The organism is Streptomyces sp. NPDC004327, from assembly GCF_042873935.1.
GTDB lineage: Bacteria > Actinomycetota > Actinomycetes > Streptomycetales > Streptomycetaceae > Streptomyces.
The window spans coordinates 210,569-230,386 of the sequence record NZ_JBIAME010000010.1 but is presented as its reverse complement, the minus strand read 5'-3'; the positions used below and the strand labels follow the sequence as shown (position 1 = coordinate 230,386).

At 72.9% G+C, this 19,818-nt stretch carries 19 protein-coding genes; 5 read left to right on the top strand and 14 right to left on the bottom strand.

Annotation, left to right across the window (positions count from 1 at the left end; genetic code table 11):
• Positions 1 to 22 precede the first annotated feature (22 nt).
• Positions 23 to 928 (bottom strand): N-acetylglucosamine kinase, encoded by a 906-nt coding sequence (locus ACFYU9_RS31090; protein WP_389346958.1) that lies wholly within the window; start codon positions 926 to 928, stop codon positions 23 to 25.
• Positions 929 to 1,074: 146 nt separating this feature from the next.
• On the opposite strand from ACFYU9_RS31090, the gene ACFYU9_RS31085 reads away from it, so the two are divergent.
• Complete coding sequence (locus ACFYU9_RS31085) at positions 1,075 to 1,926, top strand: MurR/RpiR family transcriptional regulator (protein ID WP_389216600.1); 852 nt, start codon at positions 1,075 to 1,077, stop codon at positions 1,924 to 1,926.
• Between the two features lie 52 nt (positions 1,927 to 1,978).
• Here ACFYU9_RS31085 and ACFYU9_RS31080 read toward each other — a convergent pair whose 3' ends face one another.
• The 10 genes from ACFYU9_RS31080 to uvrC all read right to left on the bottom strand — a co-directional run bounded on the left by ACFYU9_RS31080 (position 1,979) and on the right by uvrC (position 14,288).
• Complete coding sequence (locus ACFYU9_RS31080; protein ID WP_362533382.1) at positions 1,979 to 2,314, bottom strand: RNA polymerase-binding protein RbpA; 336 nt, start codon at positions 2,312 to 2,314, stop codon at positions 1,979 to 1,981.
• Between the two features lie 77 nt (positions 2,315 to 2,391).
• Positions 2,392 to 2,622 carry a preprotein translocase subunit SecG gene (gene secG, locus ACFYU9_RS31075; RefSeq protein WP_030205174.1) on the bottom strand — a complete coding sequence of 77 codons (231 nt, stop codon included), beginning with the start codon at positions 2,620 to 2,622 and terminating at the stop codon, positions 2,392 to 2,394.
• A gap of 108 nt (positions 2,623 to 2,730) precedes the next feature.
• On the bottom strand, positions 2,731 to 3,486 hold the full coding sequence (gene tpiA, locus ACFYU9_RS31070) for a triose-phosphate isomerase (protein ID WP_389347072.1): 756 nt from the start codon (positions 3,484 to 3,486) through the stop codon (positions 2,731 to 2,733).
• Positions 3,487 to 3,529: 43 nt separating this feature from the next.
• Positions 3,530 to 4,741 carry a phosphoglycerate kinase gene (locus ACFYU9_RS31065; RefSeq protein ID WP_389216597.1) on the bottom strand — a complete coding sequence of 404 codons (1,212 nt, stop codon included), beginning with the start codon at positions 4,739 to 4,741 and terminating at the stop codon, positions 3,530 to 3,532.
• A gap of 119 nt (positions 4,742 to 4,860) precedes the next feature.
• On the bottom strand, positions 4,861 to 5,868 hold the full coding sequence (gene gap, locus ACFYU9_RS31060; RefSeq protein ID WP_389216594.1) for a type I glyceraldehyde-3-phosphate dehydrogenase: 1,008 nt from the start codon (positions 5,866 to 5,868) through the stop codon (positions 4,861 to 4,863).
• Positions 5,869 to 6,116: 248 nt separating this feature from the next.
• Positions 6,117 to 9,068, bottom strand: a complete 2,952-nt coding sequence (locus tag ACFYU9_RS31055) for a M14 family zinc carboxypeptidase (RefSeq protein ID WP_389346956.1) — start codon at positions 9,066 to 9,068, stop codon at positions 6,117 to 6,119.
• Between the two features lie 189 nt (positions 9,069 to 9,257).
• Positions 9,258 to 10,247, bottom strand: a complete 990-nt coding sequence (gene whiA, locus ACFYU9_RS31050) for a DNA-binding protein WhiA (RefSeq protein WP_030205188.1) — start codon at positions 10,245 to 10,247, stop codon at positions 9,258 to 9,260.
• Complete coding sequence (gene yvcK / locus ACFYU9_RS31045; protein ID WP_389216588.1) at positions 10,238 to 11,269, bottom strand: uridine diphosphate-N-acetylglucosamine-binding protein YvcK; 1,032 nt, start codon at positions 11,267 to 11,269, stop codon at positions 10,238 to 10,240. Before yvcK ends, whiA begins: the two co-directional genes overlap by 10 nt.
• Complete coding sequence (rapZ, locus tag ACFYU9_RS31040) at positions 11,266 to 12,255, bottom strand: RNase adapter RapZ (RefSeq protein WP_389216585.1); 990 nt, start codon at positions 12,253 to 12,255, stop codon at positions 11,266 to 11,268. The genes yvcK and rapZ overlap by 4 nt, the downstream gene beginning before the upstream one ends.
• Complete coding sequence (gene uvrC / locus ACFYU9_RS31035) at positions 12,252 to 14,288, bottom strand: excinuclease ABC subunit UvrC (protein ID WP_389346954.1); 2,037 nt, start codon at positions 14,286 to 14,288, stop codon at positions 12,252 to 12,254. The genes rapZ and uvrC overlap by 4 nt, the downstream gene beginning before the upstream one ends.
• Before the next feature lie 70 nt (positions 14,289 to 14,358).
• Here uvrC and ACFYU9_RS31030 point away from each other — a divergent pair, with 70 nt between their 5' ends.
• Positions 14,359 to 15,114, top strand: a complete 756-nt coding sequence (locus ACFYU9_RS31030) for an SDR family NAD(P)-dependent oxidoreductase (protein ID WP_389216579.1) — start codon at positions 14,359 to 14,361, stop codon at positions 15,112 to 15,114.
• 196 nt (positions 15,115 to 15,310) lie between these two features.
• Here ACFYU9_RS31030 and ACFYU9_RS31025 read toward each other — a convergent pair whose 3' ends face one another.
• Complete coding sequence (locus ACFYU9_RS31025) at positions 15,311 to 16,123, bottom strand: hypothetical protein (RefSeq protein WP_389347070.1); 813 nt, start codon at positions 16,121 to 16,123, stop codon at positions 15,311 to 15,313.
• 5 nt (positions 16,124 to 16,128) lie between these two features.
• Positions 16,129 to 16,767 (bottom strand): papain-like cysteine protease family protein, encoded by a 639-nt coding sequence (locus ACFYU9_RS31020; protein WP_389346952.1) that lies wholly within the window; start codon positions 16,765 to 16,767, stop codon positions 16,129 to 16,131.
• A gap of 233 nt (positions 16,768 to 17,000) precedes the next feature.
• Between ACFYU9_RS31020 and ACFYU9_RS31015 the strand changes: the two genes are divergently transcribed.
• A complete protein-coding gene (locus ACFYU9_RS31015; protein ID WP_389346950.1) occupies positions 17,001 to 17,930 on the top strand; it encodes a hypothetical protein in 930 nt (309 codons plus the stop codon).
• Between the two features lie 150 nt (positions 17,931 to 18,080).
• Here ACFYU9_RS31015 and ACFYU9_RS31010 read toward each other — a convergent pair whose 3' ends face one another.
• A complete protein-coding gene (locus tag ACFYU9_RS31010) occupies positions 18,081 to 18,506 on the bottom strand; it encodes a Rieske (2Fe-2S) protein (RefSeq protein WP_389216572.1) in 426 nt (141 codons plus the stop codon).
• A gap of 215 nt (positions 18,507 to 18,721) precedes the next feature.
• On the opposite strand from ACFYU9_RS31010, the gene ACFYU9_RS31005 reads away from it, so the two are divergent.
• Both ACFYU9_RS31005 and ACFYU9_RS31000 read left to right on the top strand, forming a co-directional pair.
• Positions 18,722 to 19,624: a carbohydrate kinase gene (locus tag ACFYU9_RS31005; protein WP_389216569.1), complete on the top strand. Its 903-nt coding sequence runs from the start codon at positions 18,722 to 18,724 to the stop codon at positions 19,622 to 19,624.
• An 11-nt stretch (positions 19,625 to 19,635) separates the two neighbouring features.
• Positions 19,636 to 19,764, top strand: a complete 129-nt coding sequence (locus ACFYU9_RS31000) for an alanine-zipper protein (protein ID WP_389347068.1) — start codon at positions 19,636 to 19,638, stop codon at positions 19,762 to 19,764.
• Positions 19,765 to 19,818 lie beyond the last annotated feature (54 nt).

Genomic DNA, 19,818 nt, shown 5'->3' with positions numbered 1-19,818 from the left:
CCGGCGCGGGCGAGCCGCCCCGTCACTCCCGCAGCCGCGCCAGCGCCACCGCGCCCGCCAGCCCGTCGCGCACCGGCGCCGGTACGAGGCCGAAGCCGGCCACGCGCGCGCCCAAGCGCCCCAGCAACGGCCCGTCCGGCCCCAGCAAGCCGCCCGTCACCACCAGCGGCTCGCCTTCGCGCGGCCCCAACGCCGCCACGATCGCTGCCAGTTCGTCCGCCGCCCGGTCCAGCAGGCCGGCCGCCACCGTGTCGCCCTCCGCCGCCGCGGTCACCACCAGCGGACTCAGTTCCGCCAGTCGCACCGGGTGCGCCGCGTACGCGAAGCACACCACCCGCTCCTTGGTCAGGCCCCCGCACAGCTCCCCCACCGGCCCCGCGAGCGCGGTCGCCGGCCCGCGCCCGTCGAGGCCGCGCAGCACCGCGCGCAGCGCCTCGCGACCCAGCCAGAAGCCGCTGCCCGCGTCGCCGAGCAGCCAGCCGTCGCCGTCCACCGCACGCACCATCCGCCGTTCCCGCACCCGGGCACCGGCCGCGCCCGTGCCCGCGATGAGGACGAGTCCGTCGGCGGGGGCGCCGGGTGCGGCCGCGAAGGCGATCTCGGCGTCGCCGTGGACCTCGACGCGGGCCGGGACGGCGCCGAGCCGGGCGAGGGCCGTGCGCAGGGCGGCGAGCGCGCGGTCGTGCCCGCCGCCGGGCCCGCCGCCGGCGAAGCCCGCGACCACCGAGCCGGCGCGCCTCACCCCCGCCGCGCGCAGCGCGTCGGCCAGGTGCCGTACGAGATCCGCGGCGGGCACGCTGAGCGCGTTGCCGGGACCTCCCGTGCCCTCGCCCACCGTCCGGCCGGTCGTCGCGTCGGCGAGCCGGGCACGGGTGCGGGTGCCGCCGGCGTCGATGCCCACCACGTAGTGAATCCGGGATTCGTCCATCACTCCGCATGCTGGTTGATAGATTCACCCGACCACAAGACCCGCGCCACCTGACCCGCTCCCGCGGATCCGCGTCACCTGACCCGCTCCCGCGGACTCGCTCCCCCAGACCGGCTCCCCCAGACCCGCCCCAGAAGAAGGCCCGCATGATCACCGCACTGATCCGCTCCGAACTCCCGCGGATGTCCGGCTCCTTGCGCAAGGTCGGCGCGTGGGTGCTCGCGGACCCGGCCGGGGTCGCCACGGTCTCCGCCGCCGAACTGGGCCGGCGCACCGGCACCTCGCAGGCCACGGTCACCCGCTTCTGCCGGGCGCTCGGCCTCGACTCGTACCAGGGGCTGCTGCTCGAACTCGCCCGCGAGCAGGGCCAGGAGGCCACGAGCGAGGAGCCCGGTCCGCTCGGCCCCGACGTCGGGCCCGACGACCCGCTCGACCAGGTCGTCGCCGCCGTCGCCCAGGCCGATCTGGGCGCCCTGCGCGCGACCGCCGAGCGGCTCGACCTGGACGCGCTGGAGCGGGCGGCACGCGCGCTCGCGCAGGCGCGGCGGATCGACGTGTACGGGGTGGGGGCCTCGGGCGTGCTCGCCCTCGAGACCCGGGCCCGGCTGTTCGGCATCGGGTGCGAGGCTCGCGCGTGGACCGAGGTGCACGCGGCGGAGACCTCGGCCGCGCTGCTCACGCCGGCCGACGCGGTGGTCGCGCTGTCCCACTCGGGCGCGACCCGGGAGGTCCTGGCGCCGCTGCGGCTGGCCGGCGAGCGGGGCGCGGCGACGGTGGCCGTCACGGGCGATCCGCGCTCACCGGTGGCCCGGGCGGCCGGCGTCCATCTCACGTCGACGTCGGCCGAGACCGGCTTCCGGCACGGCGGCTTCGGCACCCGGCACTCGGTGCTGCTGATCCTCGACTGCCTCTACGCGCGCGTGGCGCAGCTGACCTACTCGCGCGCCACGGCCGCCCTCGCGCTCACCGCGCACATCGCCGACGCCCACCGGCGATAGGCACCCCGGTACGACGAACGGGCCCTGCGCGCAGAGCCCGTTCACCCGGTCTTCAGATCTCGCCCCGCAGCTTCGCGAGCGCCTCGGCGAGGATCGCCTCGCCGTCCGCGTCGCTGCGCCGCTCCCGCACGTACGCGAGATGCGTCTTGTACGGCTCGGTGCGCGGCGGGTCCGGCGGGTTGTCCCGGTCCTGGCCGGCCGGGAATCCACAGCGCGGGCAGTCCCAGGTGTCCGGCACAGTTGCGTCACTGGCGAAGCTGGGCTGGGTCTCGTGCCCGTTCGAGCACCAGAAGGAGATGCGGAGACGCGGTGCTGACTCGCCGCGCTCGGCCTCCCCCATCGGCCCCGCCCCGACCCGGCTTCCCCGGATCGCGTTGCCACTTGCCACGGTCGTAACTCCCTGCGTGATGGTGCTCGAAGATGCCCCAGTCTACGTAAGGCCCAACGCGCGTCCAGTGATTGGAGTTACCCGTCCAACTTCATCAGCAGACCAAGTACGACAATGCAGGCGAACCAGAGCAGACCGACGACCACGGTGATCCGGTCGAGGTTGCGCTCGGCGACCGAGGAGCCGCCCACGGAGGACTGCATGCCGCCACCGAACATGTCGGAGAGGCCGCCGCCCTTGCCCTTGTGCATCAGCACGAGCAGCATCAGCAGCGCACTGAAGACGATCAGGGCGATCGAAAACCCCATAACCACGGCTGGACCAACTTCCTCGGACTTGTACGGACGGGGGCCGGGCATCGTACCTGGCCCGACCCCCGCAAGGGTACGACGGATCGCCTCCGCCGCTCTACATCATCACTGGTCGCGGAAGCGGACGATCTTCACGAACTCGTCCGCGTCGAGCGACGCGCCGCCGACCAGGGCGCCGTCGATGTCGGCCTTCGCCATGATCTCGGCGACGTTGCCGGACTTGACGGAGCCGCCGTACTGGATGCGGACCTTGTCGGCCAGCTCCTGCGAGTAGAGCTCGGCGAGCTTGCCGCGGATCGCCGCGCAGACCTCCTGCGCGTCGTCGGCGCCGCAGACCTTGCCGGTGCCGATGGCCCACACCGGCTCGTAGGCGATCACGATCGTCTCGGCCTGCTCGGCCGGGACGTCCTTGAGGCCGCCCTCGACCTGGGCGAGGGTGTGCGCGACGGCGTCGCCGGCCTCGCGGACGTCCAGCTCCTCGCCGACGCAGAGGATCGGCGTGATCCCGTGCGCGAAGGCGGCCTTCACCTTGGCGTTGCAGACCTCGTCGTTCTCGGCGTGGTACTGGCGGCGCTCGGAGTGGCCGACGGCGACGTAGGCGCACTTCAGCTTGGCCAGCATCGCGCCGGAGATCTCGCCGGTGTACGCGCCGGAGTCGTGCGCCGAGAGGTCCTGGGCGCCGTACTTGATCTTCAGCTTGTCGCCGTCGACCAGGGTCTGCACGGAGCGCAGGTCGGTGAAGGGCACGAGGACCGCGGTCTCGACGGCGTCGTGGTCCTTGTCGGTGAGCGCGAAGGCGAGCTTCTGGACGTGCGCGATGGCCTCGAGGTGGTTGAGGTTCATCTTCCAGTTGCCCGCCATCAGCGGGGTACGGCCAGAAGTAGTCGAAACAGTCATAAAGGGGTCAGTCCTCCAGTGCGACGAGGCCGGGAAGCTCCTTGCCCTCGAGGTATTCGAGGGAGGCGCCGCCGCCGGTCGAGATGTGGCCGAATGCATTCTCGTCGAAGCCGAGCAGGCGGACGGCCGCGGCCGAGTCGCCGCCGCCGACGACGGTGAAGGCCGACGAGTCGAGCAGGCCCTGGGCGACGGCCTTGGTGCCGTTCGCGTAGTCGGGGTGCTCGAAGACGCCCATCGGGCCGTTCCAGAAGACGGTGCCGGCGTCGGCGAGCTTGGCCGCGTAGAGCTCGCGGGTCTTCGGGCCGATGTCCAGGCCCTCCTGGTCCGCCGGGATGGCGTCCGAGGCGACGAGCCCGGGGTTGGCCGGGGCCTTGGTCTTCAGGTCCGGGAAGTCGGCGGAGACCAGGACGTCGACGGGGAGCACGAACTCGACGCCGCGCTCCTTCGCCTCGGCCAGGTACGCCAGGCAGGTCGGGATCTGGTCCTTCTGGAGCAGCGAGATGCCGACCTCGTGGCCCTGGGCGGCGAGGAAGGTGTAGGCCATGCCGCCGCCGATGAGGATGCGGTCGGCCTTCTTCAGCAGGTTGTCGATGACGCCCAGCTTGTCGGAGACCTTGGCGCCGCCGAGGACGACGACGTAGGGGCGCTTGACCTCGTCGGTCAGCTGCTTGAGGACGCCGACCTCGGTGGCGATGAGGTAGCCGGCGTAGTGCGGCAGCCGGCCCGGGAGGTCGTAGACGGAGGCGTGCTTGCGGTGCACGGCGCCGAAGCCGTCGCCGACGTAGACGTCGGCCAGCTCGGCCAGCTCGCCGGCGAAGGCGGCGCGCTCGGCGTCGTCCTTGGACGTCTCGCCGGCGTTGAAGCGGAGGTTCTCGACGACGGCCACCCGGCCGTCGGCGAGGCCCGCGACGGTGGCCCTGGCCGAGTCGCCGACGGTGTCGGTCGCGAAGGCCACGTCGGCGCCGAGCAGTTCGCCGAGGCGCCTGGCAGCCGGGGCGAGGGAGAACGCCGGGTCCGGGGCGCCCTTGGGACGGCCCAGGTGCGAGGCGACCACGACCCGGGCGCCGGCGTCGGCGAGCGCCTTCACGGTCGGGACGACGGCGCGGATGCGGCCGTCGTCGGTGATGGTGGTGCCGTCGAGGGGCACGTTGAGGTCGGCGCGGACGAACACCCGCTTGCCGGTGACGCCCTCGGCGAGCAGCTCGTCGATCGTCTTCATCTGTTTCTCTGACTCCTTGTTGCACGCGGTGGAGCACACGACACAGGGCTCGCACAGTGCGTCATCGCACTGCCCGAGCCCTGCTTCACATCGAAAGCCCGCTCAGAATCTTAGAGAGCTTAGAGCTGGCCGCCGACGAAGACGGTGAGGTCGACGAGACGGTTGGAGTAACCCCACTCGTTGTCGTACCAGCCGAGGACCTTGACCGAGTTGCCCTCCTGGACCATCGTCAGCGAGGAGTCGAACGTGCAGGACGCCGGGTCGCTCACGATGTCCGAGGAGACGATCTCGTCCTCGGTGTAGAACAGGATGCCCTTGAGCTCGCCGTCCGCGGCCTTCTTGAACGCGGCGTTGACCTCGTCCTTGGTGACCTCGCGGGAGAGCTCCACGACCAGGTCCGTGACCGAGCCGGTCGGGACCGGGACGCGCATGGCCATGCCGTCGAGCTTGCCCTTGAGCTGCGGGAGGACCAGGGCGGTGGCCTTGGCGGCACCCGTCGTGGTCGGGATGATGTTCTCCGCGGCGGCGCGGGCGCGGCGCAGGTCCTTGTGCGGGAAGTCCAGGATGCGCTGGTCGTTGGTGTACGCGTGGACCGTGGTCATCAGACCGCGGACGATGCCGAAGTTCTCGTCGAGGACCTTGGCCATCGGCGCGACACAGTTGGTGGTGCAGGACGCGTTGGAGATGACGTGGTGGTTGGCCGCGTCGTACTTGTCCTGGTTGACACCCATGACGATGGTGATGTCCTCGTCCTTGGCCGGAGCCGAGATGAGGACCTTCTTGGCACCGCCGGCGAGGTGCTTGGCGGCGTCCTCGCGCTTGGTGAAGATGCCGGTGGACTCGATGACGACGTCGACGCCGAGCTGACCCCACGGGATGTCGGCCGGGTTGCGCTCGGACAGCACCTTGATGGTGTGGCCGTCGACGGTGATGGTGTCGGCGGTGTGGGTCACCTCGGCCTTGAGGCGGCCCAGGATGGTGTCGTACTTCAGCAGGTGCGCGGTGGTCGCGGTGTCGCCCAGGTCGTTGACGGCCACGACCTCGATGTCGGCACCCTGCTCAAGGAGCGCGCGGAAGTAGTTGCGACCGATACGGCCAAAGCCGTTGATGCCTACGCGGATCGTCACGAACCGATCTCCTCGTTAGGTACGCCGGGTTTCAGACGCCCGGCGAGCTTCGTTTTTGGGATGTCCCCGACCGCTTACGACCCTACCTCTCCTGACGCCTTTGAGTGACATCGCGTGCGGCCGGATGCGCCCGGAAACCGCCTCGAAAAGGCCGACAACCCGGACTTACCCATAGGTATGGTCCGCCTCGGGACCTTGGTCCCGACTACGGAGGGTGACGAAAATCGGTGCTCGCCTGAGCAGCCCGATCAGCGTCGGAGCGAATTCAGCGCCTTTCTCAGCAGAGCCGCCCGTTCCGCCGCATTCGGGACGTGTTCAAGCCCGAAGCCGAGGAGGACGGTGTCACGGGTGGTGACCGCCGAACGGGAATGGAAGAGCGCCTCGGAAATGGTCCAGTCATTTCCGTTCCCGGGGCTTCCGGCGGGCGCTCCCGGTACGGACCAAGCGCCCATTCCGGTCTCGAATCCCTCGGTGCCGGAGGCCGCGCCGGCGTTCAGCGCGACGTCGTCGACGAACGCGCCCGTCTCTCCCGTGCTGGAGTCGGAGACGTACGAGATCGCCAGCTCGACCCGCTTGCCCGCGTAGGCGCTCAGGTCGACCCTGGCCTGCCGCCAGCCGTTGGAGGGGCCGGTGAAGGCGTTCCAGGCGCCGGTGGTGCCGGTGGTGGCGCAGGAGTCCTGGCCGACGGTGAGGTAGTGGGCGAGGAAGGGGTGCTCGCGGACGTAGAAGCCCTCGCCGCAGTCGGCGGGCGGCTCGGTGGAGGTGCCGCCGTTGGCGTCGGGCAGCGTGGTCCAGTCGTCCTGGCCGACGGTGTGGGCCTCGACGATCAGGTTGTCGTAGCCGGGCTCGGTGTCGTAGCTGACCTGGAAGGTCAGGTTCGGCCGCGAGGCGGCGGCGACGCCGGTGAGGTCCACGGTCCGGGCGAGCCGGCCGTAGGTGTCGTCGGAGTGGCTCAGGGCGGCGAAGCGGCTGCCCGCGTACGGCTCGAAGGGGGTGCGGATGCCGGGGTAGTCGCCCGCGGCGGCGCTGGACGCGAACTGCGGGAACTCCTTCGGCGTGAGGGTGTCGGAGGTGACGGTGTAGGCGCCCGCGTTGTCCAGCGGGTTGCCGTCCGCGCGCCCGAGGCCCGCGGTGGCGGCCCCGAGGCGGCCCGAGCCGCTGAAGGACGGCGGGGCGTTCAGGCCCGCGCGGTGGTAGGCGCCGAGGTAGTACTGGGCGAAGTCGTTGGACTCGGCCCGGCCGAGCTGGACGAGCCCGCCGGACTTCTCGCCCGCGTTGATCAGCTTGCCGCCCTCGTTGAGGTAGGCGCGGACGGCGAGCAGGGTGCCGCCGGAGGGCTGCTCGGCGCCGCTGTACCAGACGACGGTGCGGAAGTGGCTCAGCACGCCCAGCGGGTGCGGGGTGCCCTGGGTGGCGACGTCCCAGACGGCGGCCTTCCGGCCTGCCGCGGCGAGCGCCGCCACATAGGTGCCGGCGTTCCTCGCGGCGGTGGTGCCGCCCTCGTCGGCGAGGACGAGGACGTCGGCGCGGGGCCGCTGCGCCACGGTGTACGTGAACGGGGCGGACGCGGTCGGCCTGCCCTCGCTCGTGCGGGCGGTGTACCAGACCTCGACCTCGTCGCCGGGCCGGGCGCCCTCGACCTCGGCGCGGTACTCGTCGAAGTAGAGGTTGTCCGCGCCGCCGTAGGTCTCGCCGCCGCGCCAGGCCTTGAGCGCCTCGCGGTGGACGCGGCCGCCGTTGATCCGGTAGGCGAGCGTCTTGCCGCGCAGCGACTTGCGGGCGGTGACGGACACCTCCTGGCCGGCGCCGTTCGCGTACGAGGCGGTGAAGGCGCTCGGGGTGAAGTCGGGGGCCTCGATGCCGACCGGGGAGACCGGGCGGTCGGGGTGGGCGGTGGTCTCGGCGACGGCGAGCGCGAACGGGATGTTCTTCGCGAACTCGGCCTGGATCAGCTTCTCGTCGTCGGGGAAGTTGAAGACGGAGGCGCAGTCCGCCGGGTTCCAGGCGTCGTTCGGGTCCACGCGGGAGGCGGTGGCGCAGGTCGACATCTCCGGGGTGAACATCTGCATCCCGTTGACGTTGGCGGCGTGTCCGTCGGCCTCGCCGTTGGTGATGTAGAGCTCGGAGGAGACCTGGGAGCGGTAGCCGGGGATCGCGGGCTTCTGCGGGGTGCCGGCGAGCGCCTTGAGGGCCACGTCGTCGGGGGTGTCGGTGGCGACCTGCCAGCCCACGCCGTACAGCAGCAGCTGCGCGGCGGAGTGGTAGTTGATGCCGTAGCGGAAGCCGATGCGCTTCTCGAAGGCGTCGACGGCCCGGGTCTCCGGCTCGGACATGGCGCGGGTGCCGCGGTAGGTCTCGTCGGCCGGGTCGGGGGACGAGCCCTCGTTGTCGTAGCCCCACTTGTAGGCGAAGTTGCGGTTGAGGTCGACGCCGTCGCCGGGCCCGATCCGCCCGTCGCCGTCGTTGTCGCGCAGGTTCTTGCGCCACTGGCGGTTGGCGGGGTCGGCGTGGGTGAAGTCGTAGCCGTCGGGGTTGGCGGAGATCACGAACCACAGCTCGGTGGTGTCGACGATCCTCGTGAGCCGGGGGTCCTTGCCGTAGCCGTCGAGGTAGTAGTGCATCAGCCGCCGGGTCATCTCGGGGGTGATCCACTCGCGGGCGTGCTGGTTGGACATGTACAGGGTGGCGGGCCGGGACCCGTCCTCGGTCTGCCGCGCGCCCTTGGTGAGCTTGAGCGCGAGGATGTCCTGGCCCCTGACGGTCTTGCCGATGGAGACGACCTTGGTGAGGCCGGGGTGGGTCCGGGCGGTGTCCAGGATCTCCTGCTTGAGGCCGCCCTTGCCGCCGTACGGGCGGAAGACGCCGTCCCCGGCGGCCGCGACCCGCCGCTCGGCCTGCGCGGACAGCGTGTGCTCGCTGAGCGGGACGCCCTGCCGGCGCAGCTGCCCGGCCTGCCGGGCGGTGAGGTAGAGCTCGACGGTGGCGGAGCCCTTGGCGGGCACCTGTTCGGTCAGCTCGTGCGCGTCGGTGCCGGCCTCGAGGAGCAGCGGCACCTGCTGCTGGGTGACCGTCGCCCGGTAGACGGAGAGGGCGTCGGCGTCGTTCCCGTGGTTCGGCCGTGCTCCGGCGACGGGCGCCGCCACCAGACCCGCGATCAGCAGTGAAGCCGCGGCGAGGATCGATCTCGCTCCGCGTCTCATAAGCCCCCCTTGCTGTTGTCTGCCACGAAAGTGAACAGACGCCAGGCTCGTGGGGGCTCATACCCCTGTCAAGGGTGCGGACGGCGGGTCGGCCGAAGCCCGCCCCCGGGTACGCCAAACGGAACTGCCGGTACCTCAGAAAGGCACCGGCAGCGCGGAGTTGGGGCTTTTCGGGATCGGCCCGGGGCGTCAGCCGACGAGGCTGTCGTCCAGCTCCTCCGTCAGGTTGGACTCGGTCCCGGGGATGCCCAGGTCCTGCGCCCGCTTGTCGGCCATGGCGAGCAGCCGGCGGATCCGGCCGGCCACCGCGTCCTTGGTGAGCGGCGGGTCGGCGAGCGCGCCCAGCTCCTCCAGGGAGGCCTGCTTGTGCTCCATCCGCAGCCGTCCGGCGGCGGCCAGGTGCTCCGGCACCTCCTCGCCGAGGATCTCCAGGGCACGCTGCACGCGCGCGCCGGCGGCCACGGCGGCGCGGGCCGAGCGGCGCAGGTTGGCGTCGTCGAAGTTGGCGAGCCGGTTGGCGGTGGCGCGGACCTCGCGCCGCATCCGCCGCTCCTCCCAGGCGAGCACCGACTCGTGCGCGCCGAGCCGGGTCAGCAGGGCGCCGATGGCGTCGCCGTCGCGGACCACGACCCGGTCCACGCCGCGGACCTCGCGGGCCTTGGCGGCGATGGAGAGCCGTCGGGCGGCGCCGACCAGGGCGAGCGCGGCCTCCGGGCCGGGGCAGGTGACCTCCAGGGAGGAGGAGCGGCCCGGCTCGGTCAGCGAGCCGTGCGCCAGGAACGCGCCGCGCCAGGCCGCCTCGGCGTCACAGGTGGCCCCGGAGACGACCTGCGGGGGCAGGCCGCGGATGGGGCGGCCGCGGCCGTCCACCAGACCGGTCTGCCGGGCCAGCTGGTCGCCGCCGGCGACCACCCGCACCACGAAGCGCGAGCCGCGGCGCAGCCCGCCGGGGGCCATCACGATCAGCTCGGAGCTGTGCCCGAAGATCTCCAGGATGTCCCGCTTGAGCCGGCGCGCCGCCATCGCGGTGTCCAGCTCGGCCTCGATCACGATCCGGCCGCTCACCAGGTGCAGCCCGCCCGCGAACCGCAGGATCGACGAGACCTCGGCCTTCCTGCAGCAGGTCCGGGTGACGGGGAGCCGGGAGATCTCGTCCTTCACCGCTGCCGTCATCGCCATGGGCCGATCCTTCCATGCATCCGAAAAATACGGTCGTACGCGGCGGCCAACAGCTCCGGATCATGTTTCGGAGCACCGTCGGGCCTGGCCACCGGCGCCAGCTCGACCGCGGCGCCGAGCCGCTTGGCGGCTTCGGCGAGGGGCTCTCTCGCTGACGCGTCGGGCACGGCGGCCTCGTCGGCCAGCACCACGTCCAGGGCGAGTTTAGGGGCGTGTCGGGCCAAAACCTCCAAATGACGCTGCGGGGAGAAGCCCTCGGTTTCTCCGGGCTGCGGCGCGAGGTTCAGCGAGAGCACCCGGCGGGCCTTGGTCTCCATCAGGGCGTCGAGGAGCTCGGGCACGAGGAGGTGCGGGATCACCGAGGAGAACCAGGAGCCCGGACCCAGCACCACCCAGTCCGCGTCCAGGACGGCGGCGACCGCCTCCGGCACGGCCGGCGGGTCGTTCGGCACCAGGTGCACCGACTGCACCTCGCCGGGCGTGAGCGCCACGGTGGCCTGGCCCCGTACCGTGTCCACGTCGTGCGGGCGGGCCGGGTCGTGGCCCCTGACCAGGGCCTGGAGCTCCAGCGGCACCGCGGACATGGGCAGTACCCGGCCCTGGGCGCCGAGCAGCCGGCCGACCAGGTCCAGGGCCTGCACGGGGTCGCCGAGCTGCTCCCAGAGGGCGACGATCAGCAGGTTGCCGACGGCGTGGCCGTGCATCTCGCCCTGGGACTGGAAGCGGTGCTGGATGACCCGGGCCCAGGTCTGGCCCCAGTCGTCGTCGCCGCACAGCGCGGCGAGCGCCTTGCGGAGGTCGCCCGGCGGCAGCACGCCCAGCTCCTCGCGGAGCCGGCCGCTGGAGCCTCCGTCGTCGGCGACGGTGACCACGGCGGTCAGGTCGCCGGTGATCCGGCGCAGGGCGGCGAGGGAGGCCGACAGGCCCATGCCGCCGCCGAGCGCGACGACCTTGGGCTGGGCGCCGCGCCTGCGGAGCGTACGGACGGAGAGGGTGGACGTGCGCCGGCGGTACGGCTTCACTCGCGCCCCATGTCACGGTGGACGACGACGGTCTCGACGCCCTCCGATGCCAGGCGGGCGGCCAGCTTCTCGGCGGTGGCGACCGAGCGGTGCTTGCCGCCGGTACAGCCGACGGCGATGGTCACGTAGCGCTTGCCCTCGCGGCGGTAGCCGGCGGCGATCAGCTGGAGCAGCTCGGTGTAGCGGTCCAGGAACTCCTTGGCGCCGGGCTGGTTGTAGACGTAGTTGGCGACCTCCTCGTTGAGGCCGGTGAAGGGGCGCAGCTCGGGGACCCAGTGCGGGTTCGGCAGGAAGCGCATGTCGACGACGAGGTCGGCGTCGACCGGCAGTCCGTACTTGAAGCCGAACGACATCACGGTGGCCCGCAGCTCGGGCTCCTCATCGCCGGCGAACTGGGCGTCCATCTTGGCCCGCAGTTCGTGCACGTTGAGGCTGGAGGTGTCGATCACCAGGTCGGCGTCGCCGCGCAGCTCGCGCAGCAGGTCGCGCTCGGCGGCGATGCCGTCGACGATGCGGCCGTCGCCCTGCAGCGGGTGCGGGCGGCGGACCGACTCGAAGCGCCGGACGAGGGCCTCGTCGGAGGACTCCAGGAAGACGATCCGGCGGGTGACCTGCTGGGCGTCGAGGGCCGCGAGGGAGTCCTTGAGGTTGTCGAAGAACTGCCGGCCGCGGACGTCGACGACGACCGCGATCCGCGCCACGTTCCCCTGGGAGCGGGCGCCGAGCTCCACCATGGTGGGGATCAGCGCGGGCGGCAGGTTGTCGACGACGAACCAGCCGAGGTCCTCCAGGCACTTCGCCGCGGTGGACCGGCCGGCGCCGGACATGCCGGAGATGATCACCAGTTCGGGGATGGCCGCGTCGGCGGTGCCGTTCTCGCCGTTGTTCTCGCCGGCGGGCTCTGGGGTGCCCGTTTCCATGTCCGGTGCTCCGTCTTCGTACTCGTTGCGCTGGTCGTTCTCGCTGTGCTGGCCGTGCTCGGTCATGCCGTGGTGCCCCCGTCGTCTTCCATGATCTCTCCTGTGGCCGTGTTCACGGCGGGCGCGGCCGGGGCGGCCTGCGCGAGGGCCACCGCCACGGCCTCGGCCGTCTTCCGGCCCATGCCGGGGACCTCGCAGATCTGCTCGATTGTCGCCTGCCGGAGCCGTTTGACCGAGCCGAAATGCTTGATGAGCGCCTGTTTGCGCGTCTCGCCCAGGCCGGGGACGGCGTCGAGCGGGCTGGTGCGGATGCGTTTGGTCCGCTTGGACCGCTGGTAGCGGATGGCGAAGTCGTGAGCCGCGTCACGTACCCGCTGGAGGAGGTAGAGGCCCTCGGAGGAGCGGGGCAGCACGACCGGGTCGTCGTCGCCGGGCAGCCAGACCTCCTCCAGGCGCTTGGCGAGGCCGCAGACGGCGACGTCGTCGATGCCGAGCTCGTCGAGGGCGCGCCGGGCGGCCGCGACCTGCGGCTGCCCGCCGTCGACGACGACGAGCTGCGGCGGGTAGGCGAAGCGCTTGGGCCGCCCGTCGTCCTCGGCGGCCGCGGGGGCGTCGGTGAGGGTGTCGGCGGCGTCGCCGGGCACCTCCCCGTCGCCCCATTCCCCCGTCTTCTCCTTCTCCAGGAGGTAGCGCCTGAAGCGGCGGCTGATCACCTCGTGCATGGACCGGACGTCGTCCTGACCCTCGCCGTGCCAGATCTGCGTGTCTCCGACACGGCCCTTGATCTGGAAGCGGCGGAACTCGCTCTTGCGCGGCAGCCCGTCCTCGAAGACGACCATGGACGCCACGACGTCCTCGCCCTGGAGGTGCGAGATGTCGAAGCACTCGATGCGCAGCGGCGCCGAGTCCAGGTCCAGGGCCTCGGCGATCTCCTCCAGGGCCCGGGAGCGGGTGGTCAGGTCGCTGGCGCGCTTGGTCTTGTGCAGCACGAGCGCCTGCTGCGCGTTGCGCGCGACCGTCGCCATCAGGTCCTTCTTGTCGCCGCGCTGCGGGATCCGCAGGGACACCTGGGACCCGCGGCGGCCGGAGAGCCAGGCGGTGACGGCCTCGGTGTCCTCCGGCAGGGCGGGGACCAGGACCTCCTTGGGGACCGCGTCGCCGCTCTCCTCGCCGTACAGCTGCTGGAGGGCGTGCTCGACGAGCCCGGCCGTGTCGACGGCCTCGACCTTGTCGGTGACCCAGCCGCGCTGACCGCGCACGCGTCCGCCGCGCACGTGGAAGATCTGCACGGCGGCCTCCAGCTCGTCCTCGGCGAGCGCGATCAGGTCGGCGTCGGTGGCGTCGGCGAGCACCACGGCGCTCTTCTCCATGGCCTTGCGCAGCGCCTCTATGTCGTCGCGCAGCCGGGCGGCCCGCTCGTACTCCATGTCCTCGGCCGCCAGCGTCATCTGCTTCTCCAGGCGGCGGATGTACGTGCCGGTGCGGCCGGTCATGAAGTCGCAGAAGTCGTCGGCCAGTTCGCGGTGCTCCTCGGGCGTGACCCGGCCGACGCAGGGCGCCGAGCACTTGCCGATGTAGCCGAGCAGACAGGGCCGGCCGGCCGAGGCGGCGTTGCGGAAGACGCCCGCGGAGCACGTGCGGACCGGGAAGACCCGCAGCATCAGGTCGACGGTCTCGCGGATCGCCCACGCGTGCGCGTACGGCCCGAAGTAGCGCACGCCCTTCTTCTTGTGGCCGCGCATGACCTGGACGCGCGGGAACTCCTCGTTCAGCGTCACGGCGAGGTAGGGGTAGCTCTTGTCGTCCCGGTACTTGACGTTGAACCGGGGATCGAACTCCTTGATCCAGGAGTACTCCAGCTGCAGCGCCTCGACCTCGGTCGACACGACGGTCCACTCCACGGAGGCGGCCGTGGTCACCATCGTCGCCGTGCGCGGGTGCAGGCTCGCGAGCGGCTGGAAGTAGTTCGCCAGCCGCTGGCGCAGGGACTTCGCCTTCCCGACGTAGATCACCCGGCGGTGCTCGTCGCGGAACTTGTAGACCCCCGGCGAGTCGGGGATCTCTCCCGGCCTGGGGCGGTAGCTGGAGGGGTCGGCCATGGTCCCCACCCTACTGGCGGGGACCGACACTCAGGCCGACACTCGGGCCCCTCCCGCTCGTTGGCCGGACATGACGAACGAGGGTTCAGGGCGACTGGCGGACCGGGTGTGCGTGATCACCGGCGCGGCCAGCGGGATCGGCCGGGCGACGGCGCTGCGCTTCGCGGCGGAGGGCGCCCGGGTGGTGGCGGCGGACGTGGACGAGGAGCGGCTCGGCACGCTCGGCGACGGCTTCGTGACGGTGACCGGCGACGTCGCGCGGGAGGCGGACGCCCGGCGGATGATCACCACGGCGGTGGAGCGCTTCGGCCGGCTCGACGTGCTGGTGGCGAACGCCGGCGTGATCCCGCTGCTCGACGTGGTGGAGGCGAGCGCCGCGGACTTCGACCACGTGATGGCGGTCGACGGCCGCGGCATGTTCCTGACCTGCAAGTACGCGATCGAGGCGATGCGCGGTGGCGGAGGCGGCGCGATCGTGTGCACCTCCTCCGTCTCGGGCGTGGCCGGCCAGGCCAGGCAGGCGGTCTACGGTCCGGCCAAGTTCGTGGCGACCGGCCTGACCAAACACCTGGCCGTGGAGTGGGCCCCGCACGGCATCCGCGTCAACGCGGTCGCCCCCGGCACGATCGAGACCGAACGCGTCGCCGCCGTCCGCCACGAACCCGGCGGCCCCGAGTACCTGGAGACGGTGTCCCGGGCCCACCCGATGGGCCGCTTCGGCCGCCCGGAGGAGGTGGCCGCGGCGATCGTGTTCCTGGCATCGGACGAGGCGTCGTTCGTGACGGGGGCGGTGCTGCCGGTGGACGGCGGATATCTGGCGCAGTGAGAAGGGGGCGAAGGGCCGGGGCCAGCGTGCAAGTCCTGGGGAGGGGCCGGTGCGGGGGCGCGGGCCCGGGGTCGGGGCGGCGTGCGGGGGCGGCGGAGGGGTGTGCGGCGAGCCCTCCCCCGCCCTCGTCTTTCCGCTGGGCGGAGGTGCCACAGGCCGGGCCCGGCCGCTCGCGGCGCCTCCGCCCCGCTCGCCGTCAGGCCGTCCCGGTCCCGCCCCGGCGGCGGAGTGCCGCCGCGGCGACCAGCCCCAGGGCGAGAACGGCGCCCGCGCCCGCCAGGACGGGGGCCAGGGCGGAGCCCGGCTCGTCATGGACGGCGAGCGGGGCGGGGGCGGCCGCGCGGGCGGGGGGCGCGGACGTGTCGTAGCCGCCGGCCGCGCCCCTGCGCGCGTACGCCGAACCGGGCAGCTTGTCGCCGTACGCCCGGACGACGCGCTCCCGGTAGGCGGCGAGCGTGGTGCCGTTCCGCCCCACGGCCCGCACCGCGTCCTCGTCCAGCGGCAGCACCTTCGCGCCCTTCTGCACGTACCAGGCGTCGATCTGCGGCTCGCGGAAGACCAGGCCGCCGGGCAGCGCCCGCCGCCCCTGCTCGCTGTAGCGCCGCTCGTCGTCGCCGGTGGCGATGTTCACCACCTGCCAGCCGCCGTCCGCGCCGCGCACCGTCCACAGCGAGGCCGTCCGCCCGTCGGCGGCGACGGCCGTGCCGGCGTAGAACTCGACCCGGGCCACCGGCGCTCCCGGCTTCCCGGCGACGAAGTCGGGCGACAGGATCCGTACGGGAACGGAGGCTCCTACGACACGGGGCCGCCCCGCCGCGCGGGCCAGACCGTCCCGGGCGAAGAAGCGGGCGACGGTGTCGAGCGTCTGCGGCGCGGCGGCCGCCCGCTCGGGGGTGGGCGCGGTGGGCAGGGGCGCGGCACCGGCGGGGACGGCGCCGAGTGCGGTCAGGGCGGAGGCGCCGAGGAGACCGGTGGCGGCGGCTCGCGTCCACGGGTTCCGTACGCTCATCGTCGTCACGCCCCGATCCGGTAGAGCGAGTGGGTCCAGGAGAACGAGCCGTTGTTCACGTACCAGGCGTGCGAGGCCCAGTTGTAGCGGTCGCTGCTCGGCCACGGATCGCCCCAGTAGACCCAGCTGTTGGCGTCGTCGTAGCCGTAGAGGACGTGCATGTGGCCGCCGCCGCTCGCCCATTGGATCCGGGTCTCGACGGGCCGGTTCGCGTTGATCTCGCTCTGCACGGTCGAGTAGCGCAGCCATCCGTCCACGTACGAGCCGGGGTTGATGCCCGCCCAGCTCAGGCCGGTCTGCACGTTGGAGAGGTTGGCCTGCCAGTTGGGGCAGTCGTAGCCCTGCTGACGGTTGAAGGCGGCGTTGCAGAACTGGTTCTGGGAGTAGGAGCGGCCGTAGTAGGTGGCGATGGTGTTCCCGGCGCCGGCCCAGCACCAGTTGCTCTTCTGCTGCGCCTGCATGGTGATGTCCAGGCGCTTGTACGACAGGGTGCCGGCGTTCTCGGCCGCCGGCCCGCCGGCCGTCGGCGGTGCTGCCGTCGGCGGTACGGCGGTCGCCGGCGCGGCGGTCGCCGGCGCGGCGGGGACGAGCCACAGGGCGGCGGCCGCGGCCAGCGCCGCCAGGATCGGCTTGCTTGTGCGCATCGCGTTCCTCCCGGGGTGGGGATGTGGGGAGTCGGAGGAGAGGAGCGCGTCCGGACGCTGCCAGGAGCATCGGGCGTTGTCCGGAGCGGGTCAACACGCTTCAATGCGGGGTGACGGCGCGCTGTGAACGGTGTGACCCGCGTGTGAACAGCCGTCCCCGGCCCACCTGCCCACTCGCCGTCGGCGGCAGCCGCTCCGCCACCCCCACCGTGAACGTTCACTGAGGAGTCCTCGTGGGCCAATCCGAGGCCGATCTGGTGCAGTTGCTGCACACCGGCCCGTTCCATCTGGCGCTGCGCACCGCGCTCGCCGTGCGCGGGCTGCCGCTCCAGCGGGTCCAGCACCATCTGGCGCACCGGGGCGTCAAGGTCGGCGTGACGAGCCTGAGCTACTGGCAGCAGGGCGCCCGCCGGCCGCAGCGGCCCGAGTCGATGAAGGCGGTGCGGGCCCTGGAGGAGGTGCTCCAGCTGCCCGACAACTCGCTGCTGCGGCTGCTCACCGACGCCGTGGCCGCCCGCACCGACGTGGAGCGCCCGGCCACCCGCTCGTACCGCTCGCTCGTCGAGGTCTCGGGGGCGGTGGAGGAGCTGCTCGCGGAGCTGGAGTGCCCTGCGGACGGCGGGCTGCACACGGTGGGCCACCAGGAGCGGGTGCGGATCGGGGCGGGGCGCGAGCTGCTGGGCCGGGACTCGCAGCAGGTGGTGCGGGCGCACCGGGACGGCGTCGACCGCTATCTGGCGATCCACCGGGGCGACCCGGGCTGCGAGGTGTCCCGGGTGGTGGTGCGGGCTGCGGAGAACTGCCGTACGGGACGGGTGCGGCGGCACGCCGGCACCGGGGTGGTCGTCGCCGAGCTGCTCTTCGACACCCGGCTGCGGGCCGGGGACACGTACCTCTTCTCGTACGGCTTCGAGGACGGTACGGGCGGGCCGAGCCGGGAGTACGTGCGCGGGTTCAGCTTCGCCGGCGGGCAGTACGTGCTCCAGGTCCGCTTCGACGAGGCGGCGCTGCCGGTGCGCTGCCGGCGGTTCGCGCAGGCGTCGGCGGGTGCGCCGCGCGGCGGCCGGGCCGAGCTGACGCTGAGCGGCCGGCACCGCGCGGTGCACCTGGTGGAGCAGGGGGTGCGCCCCGGGATCCTGGGGATCGACTGGGACTGGGCGTGAGATCGGGCCGGTGGGCCTGCCGGTGACACGCCAGGGGGGTGTGACGACTGAGGGCGTCACGCCTGGGGGCGTGCCGCCCCGGGCGTGTCACGTCTCGGGGCGCGGCGCCTTGGGCGGGTCACACCTCGGGAGTGTGTCGCCCCGGGCGCGTTACGCCTTGGGGCCGGCGATCAGCCGGCCGTTCTCGACGCGCACCGGGACCTCGGGCAGCGGCACCGTCGCCGGGCCCTGGACGGCCTGGCCGGTGGCCACGTCGAAGCGGCTGCCGTGGCAGGGGCAGTTGCCGTGGTTGTCCTCGATCTTGTCGAGGAGGCAGCCGGCGTGGGTGCACTGGGCGCTGAACGCCTTGTACTGGCCCTTGGCCGGGCAGTGCACGAGGACCCGCTGCTCGCGGTAGAGCTTGGCGCCGCCGACGGGCACCTCGTCGGGCGCGCCGAGCGTGACCGGGGCGGTGGGCGTGGGGTTCTCGGCGTGGCCGAGCTTGGAATCGGTGGAGCAGGCGGCGACACCCAGCCCGGCGGCCCCGGCGAGGGCGGCGCCTTTCAGTACGGTGCGGCGGGGGGTCTGGCCGGACATGAGCGCTCCACGGGGACGGGGTGACGGTTCCGGCATCCGACGATACCGGCGGAGTTTCGCTCCCTTTCGCGCGGGTCTGTCGCCAGGTCCGTCGCGGGTTCCGTCCCCGGCCCGTCGCCGGTTACGCCCCCGGCCCGTCGCCGCCCCGCCGCCGGGTCCGTGAGCTGTCGCACGGGGGTGTCGGGCCGGGCGGGCCATGGGTTACGTTCCGGTACGTGATCGTCGTCGCCGGTGAGTCCCTGATCGACCTGGTCCCGGACGGGGCCCCGGGCCCGCTGTCCCCGCTGCTGCCCCGGCCGGGCGGTGGCCCGTACAACACGGCCGTCGCGCTGGGCCGGCTCGGCGCGGACGCCGCCTTCTGCTCGCGGGTGTCGACGGACGCCTTCGGCGAGGCGCTGCTCGCGGGGCTGCGGTCCGCGGGCGTGGCGACCGGGCTGGTGCAGCGCGGTCCGGAGCCGACGACCCTGGCGGTGGCCTCGGTGGGCCCGGACGGCTCCGCGCGCTACGGCTTCTACGTGGAGGGCACGGCCGACCGGCTCTTCACGCTGCCCGAGCAGCTGCCGGAGGGGGTGCGGGCGGTCGCCTTCGGGACCTGCTCGCTCGCCCTGGAGCCGGGCGCGAGCGCGTACGAGGCGCTGCTGCGGCGCTCGTACTGGCAGGGCGCCTTCACCCTGCTCGACCCGAACATCCGGCCGGCCCTGCTTCCGGACCCGGCGGCCTACCGGGAGCGCTTCGCGACCTGGCTGCCGTACGTGTCCCTGCTGAAGCTGTCGGAGGAGGACGCCGACTGGCTGGACGGCTCTCCGCGGGAGTGGCTGGCCGCGGGGCCGGACGCGGTGGTGCTGACCCGGGGCGGCGCGGGCATGACGGTCTTCACACGCTCCTTCGAGGTGTCCGTGCCGTCGGTGCCGGTGCGGGTGGTCGACACGATCGGCGCGGGCGACACCGTGAACGCGGCCCTGCTGCACGGCCTGGCGGACCGGCCGCCGGCCGCCCTGGGCCCGGAGGACTGGCGCGAGCTGCTGTCGTTCGCCGCCCGCGCGGCGGCGGTCACCTGCACGCGCGCGGGCGCGGAGCCTCCGTACGATCACGAGCTGGCCGGCCTGAGCGAAGGCTGAGCGGCCCCTGACTGCGACCGCCGAGCGACGCCAGGCCGACGGCCGAGCAGGCCTACCCGACGGCCGAGGGTGCCTACCCGACGGCCGAGCAGGCCTGGCCCACGGCCGATCGGGCCTACCCGACGGCCGAGGAGGCCTGACCAACGCCCGAGGGGGCGCCCGCCTGCTCGGCGGGCGCCCCCTCGGGCCGGATC

Excerpts from the sequence above, each read along its gene's own strand:
- secG (WP_030205174.1), bottom strand. The coding sequence starts at position 2,622 with ATGGGGTTTTCGATCGCCCTGATCGTCTTCAGTGCGCTGCTGATGCTG.
- ACFYU9_RS31020 (WP_389346952.1), bottom strand. The coding sequence starts at position 16,767 with ATGCGCACAAGCAAGCCGATCCTGGCGGCGCTGGCCGCGGCCGCCGCC.
- tpiA (WP_389347072.1), bottom strand. The coding sequence starts at position 3,486 with ATGGCGGGCAACTGGAAGATGAACCTCAACCACCTCGAGGCCATCGCG.
- ACFYU9_RS31055 (WP_389346956.1), bottom strand. The coding sequence starts at position 9,068 with ATGAGACGCGGAGCGAGATCGATCCTCGCCGCGGCTTCACTGCTGATC.
- ACFYU9_RS31025 (WP_389347070.1), bottom strand. The coding sequence starts at position 16,123 with ATGAGCGTACGGAACCCGTGGACGCGAGCCGCCGCCACCGGTCTCCTC.
- ACFYU9_RS31030 (WP_389216579.1), top strand. The coding sequence starts at position 14,359 with ATGACGAACGAGGGTTCAGGGCGACTGGCGGACCGGGTGTGCGTGATC.
- uvrC (WP_389346954.1), bottom strand. The coding sequence starts at position 14,288 with ATGGCCGACCCCTCCAGCTACCGCCCCAGGCCGGGAGAGATCCCCGAC.
- ACFYU9_RS31065 (WP_389216597.1), bottom strand. The coding sequence starts at position 4,741 with ATGAAGACGATCGACGAGCTGCTCGCCGAGGGCGTCACCGGCAAGCGG.
- ACFYU9_RS31090 (WP_389346958.1), bottom strand. The coding sequence starts at position 928 with ATGGACGAATCCCGGATTCACTACGTGGTGGGCATCGACGCCGGCGGC.
- rapZ (WP_389216585.1), bottom strand. The coding sequence starts at position 12,255 with ATGACCGAGCACGGCCAGCACAGCGAGAACGACCAGCGCAACGAGTAC.
- ACFYU9_RS31085 (WP_389216600.1), top strand. The coding sequence starts at position 1,075 with ATGATCACCGCACTGATCCGCTCCGAACTCCCGCGGATGTCCGGCTCC.
- ACFYU9_RS31010 (WP_389216572.1), bottom strand. The coding sequence starts at position 18,506 with ATGTCCGGCCAGACCCCCCGCCGCACCGTACTGAAAGGCGCCGCCCTC.
- whiA (WP_030205188.1), bottom strand. The coding sequence starts at position 10,247 with ATGGCGATGACGGCAGCGGTGAAGGACGAGATCTCCCGGCTCCCCGTC.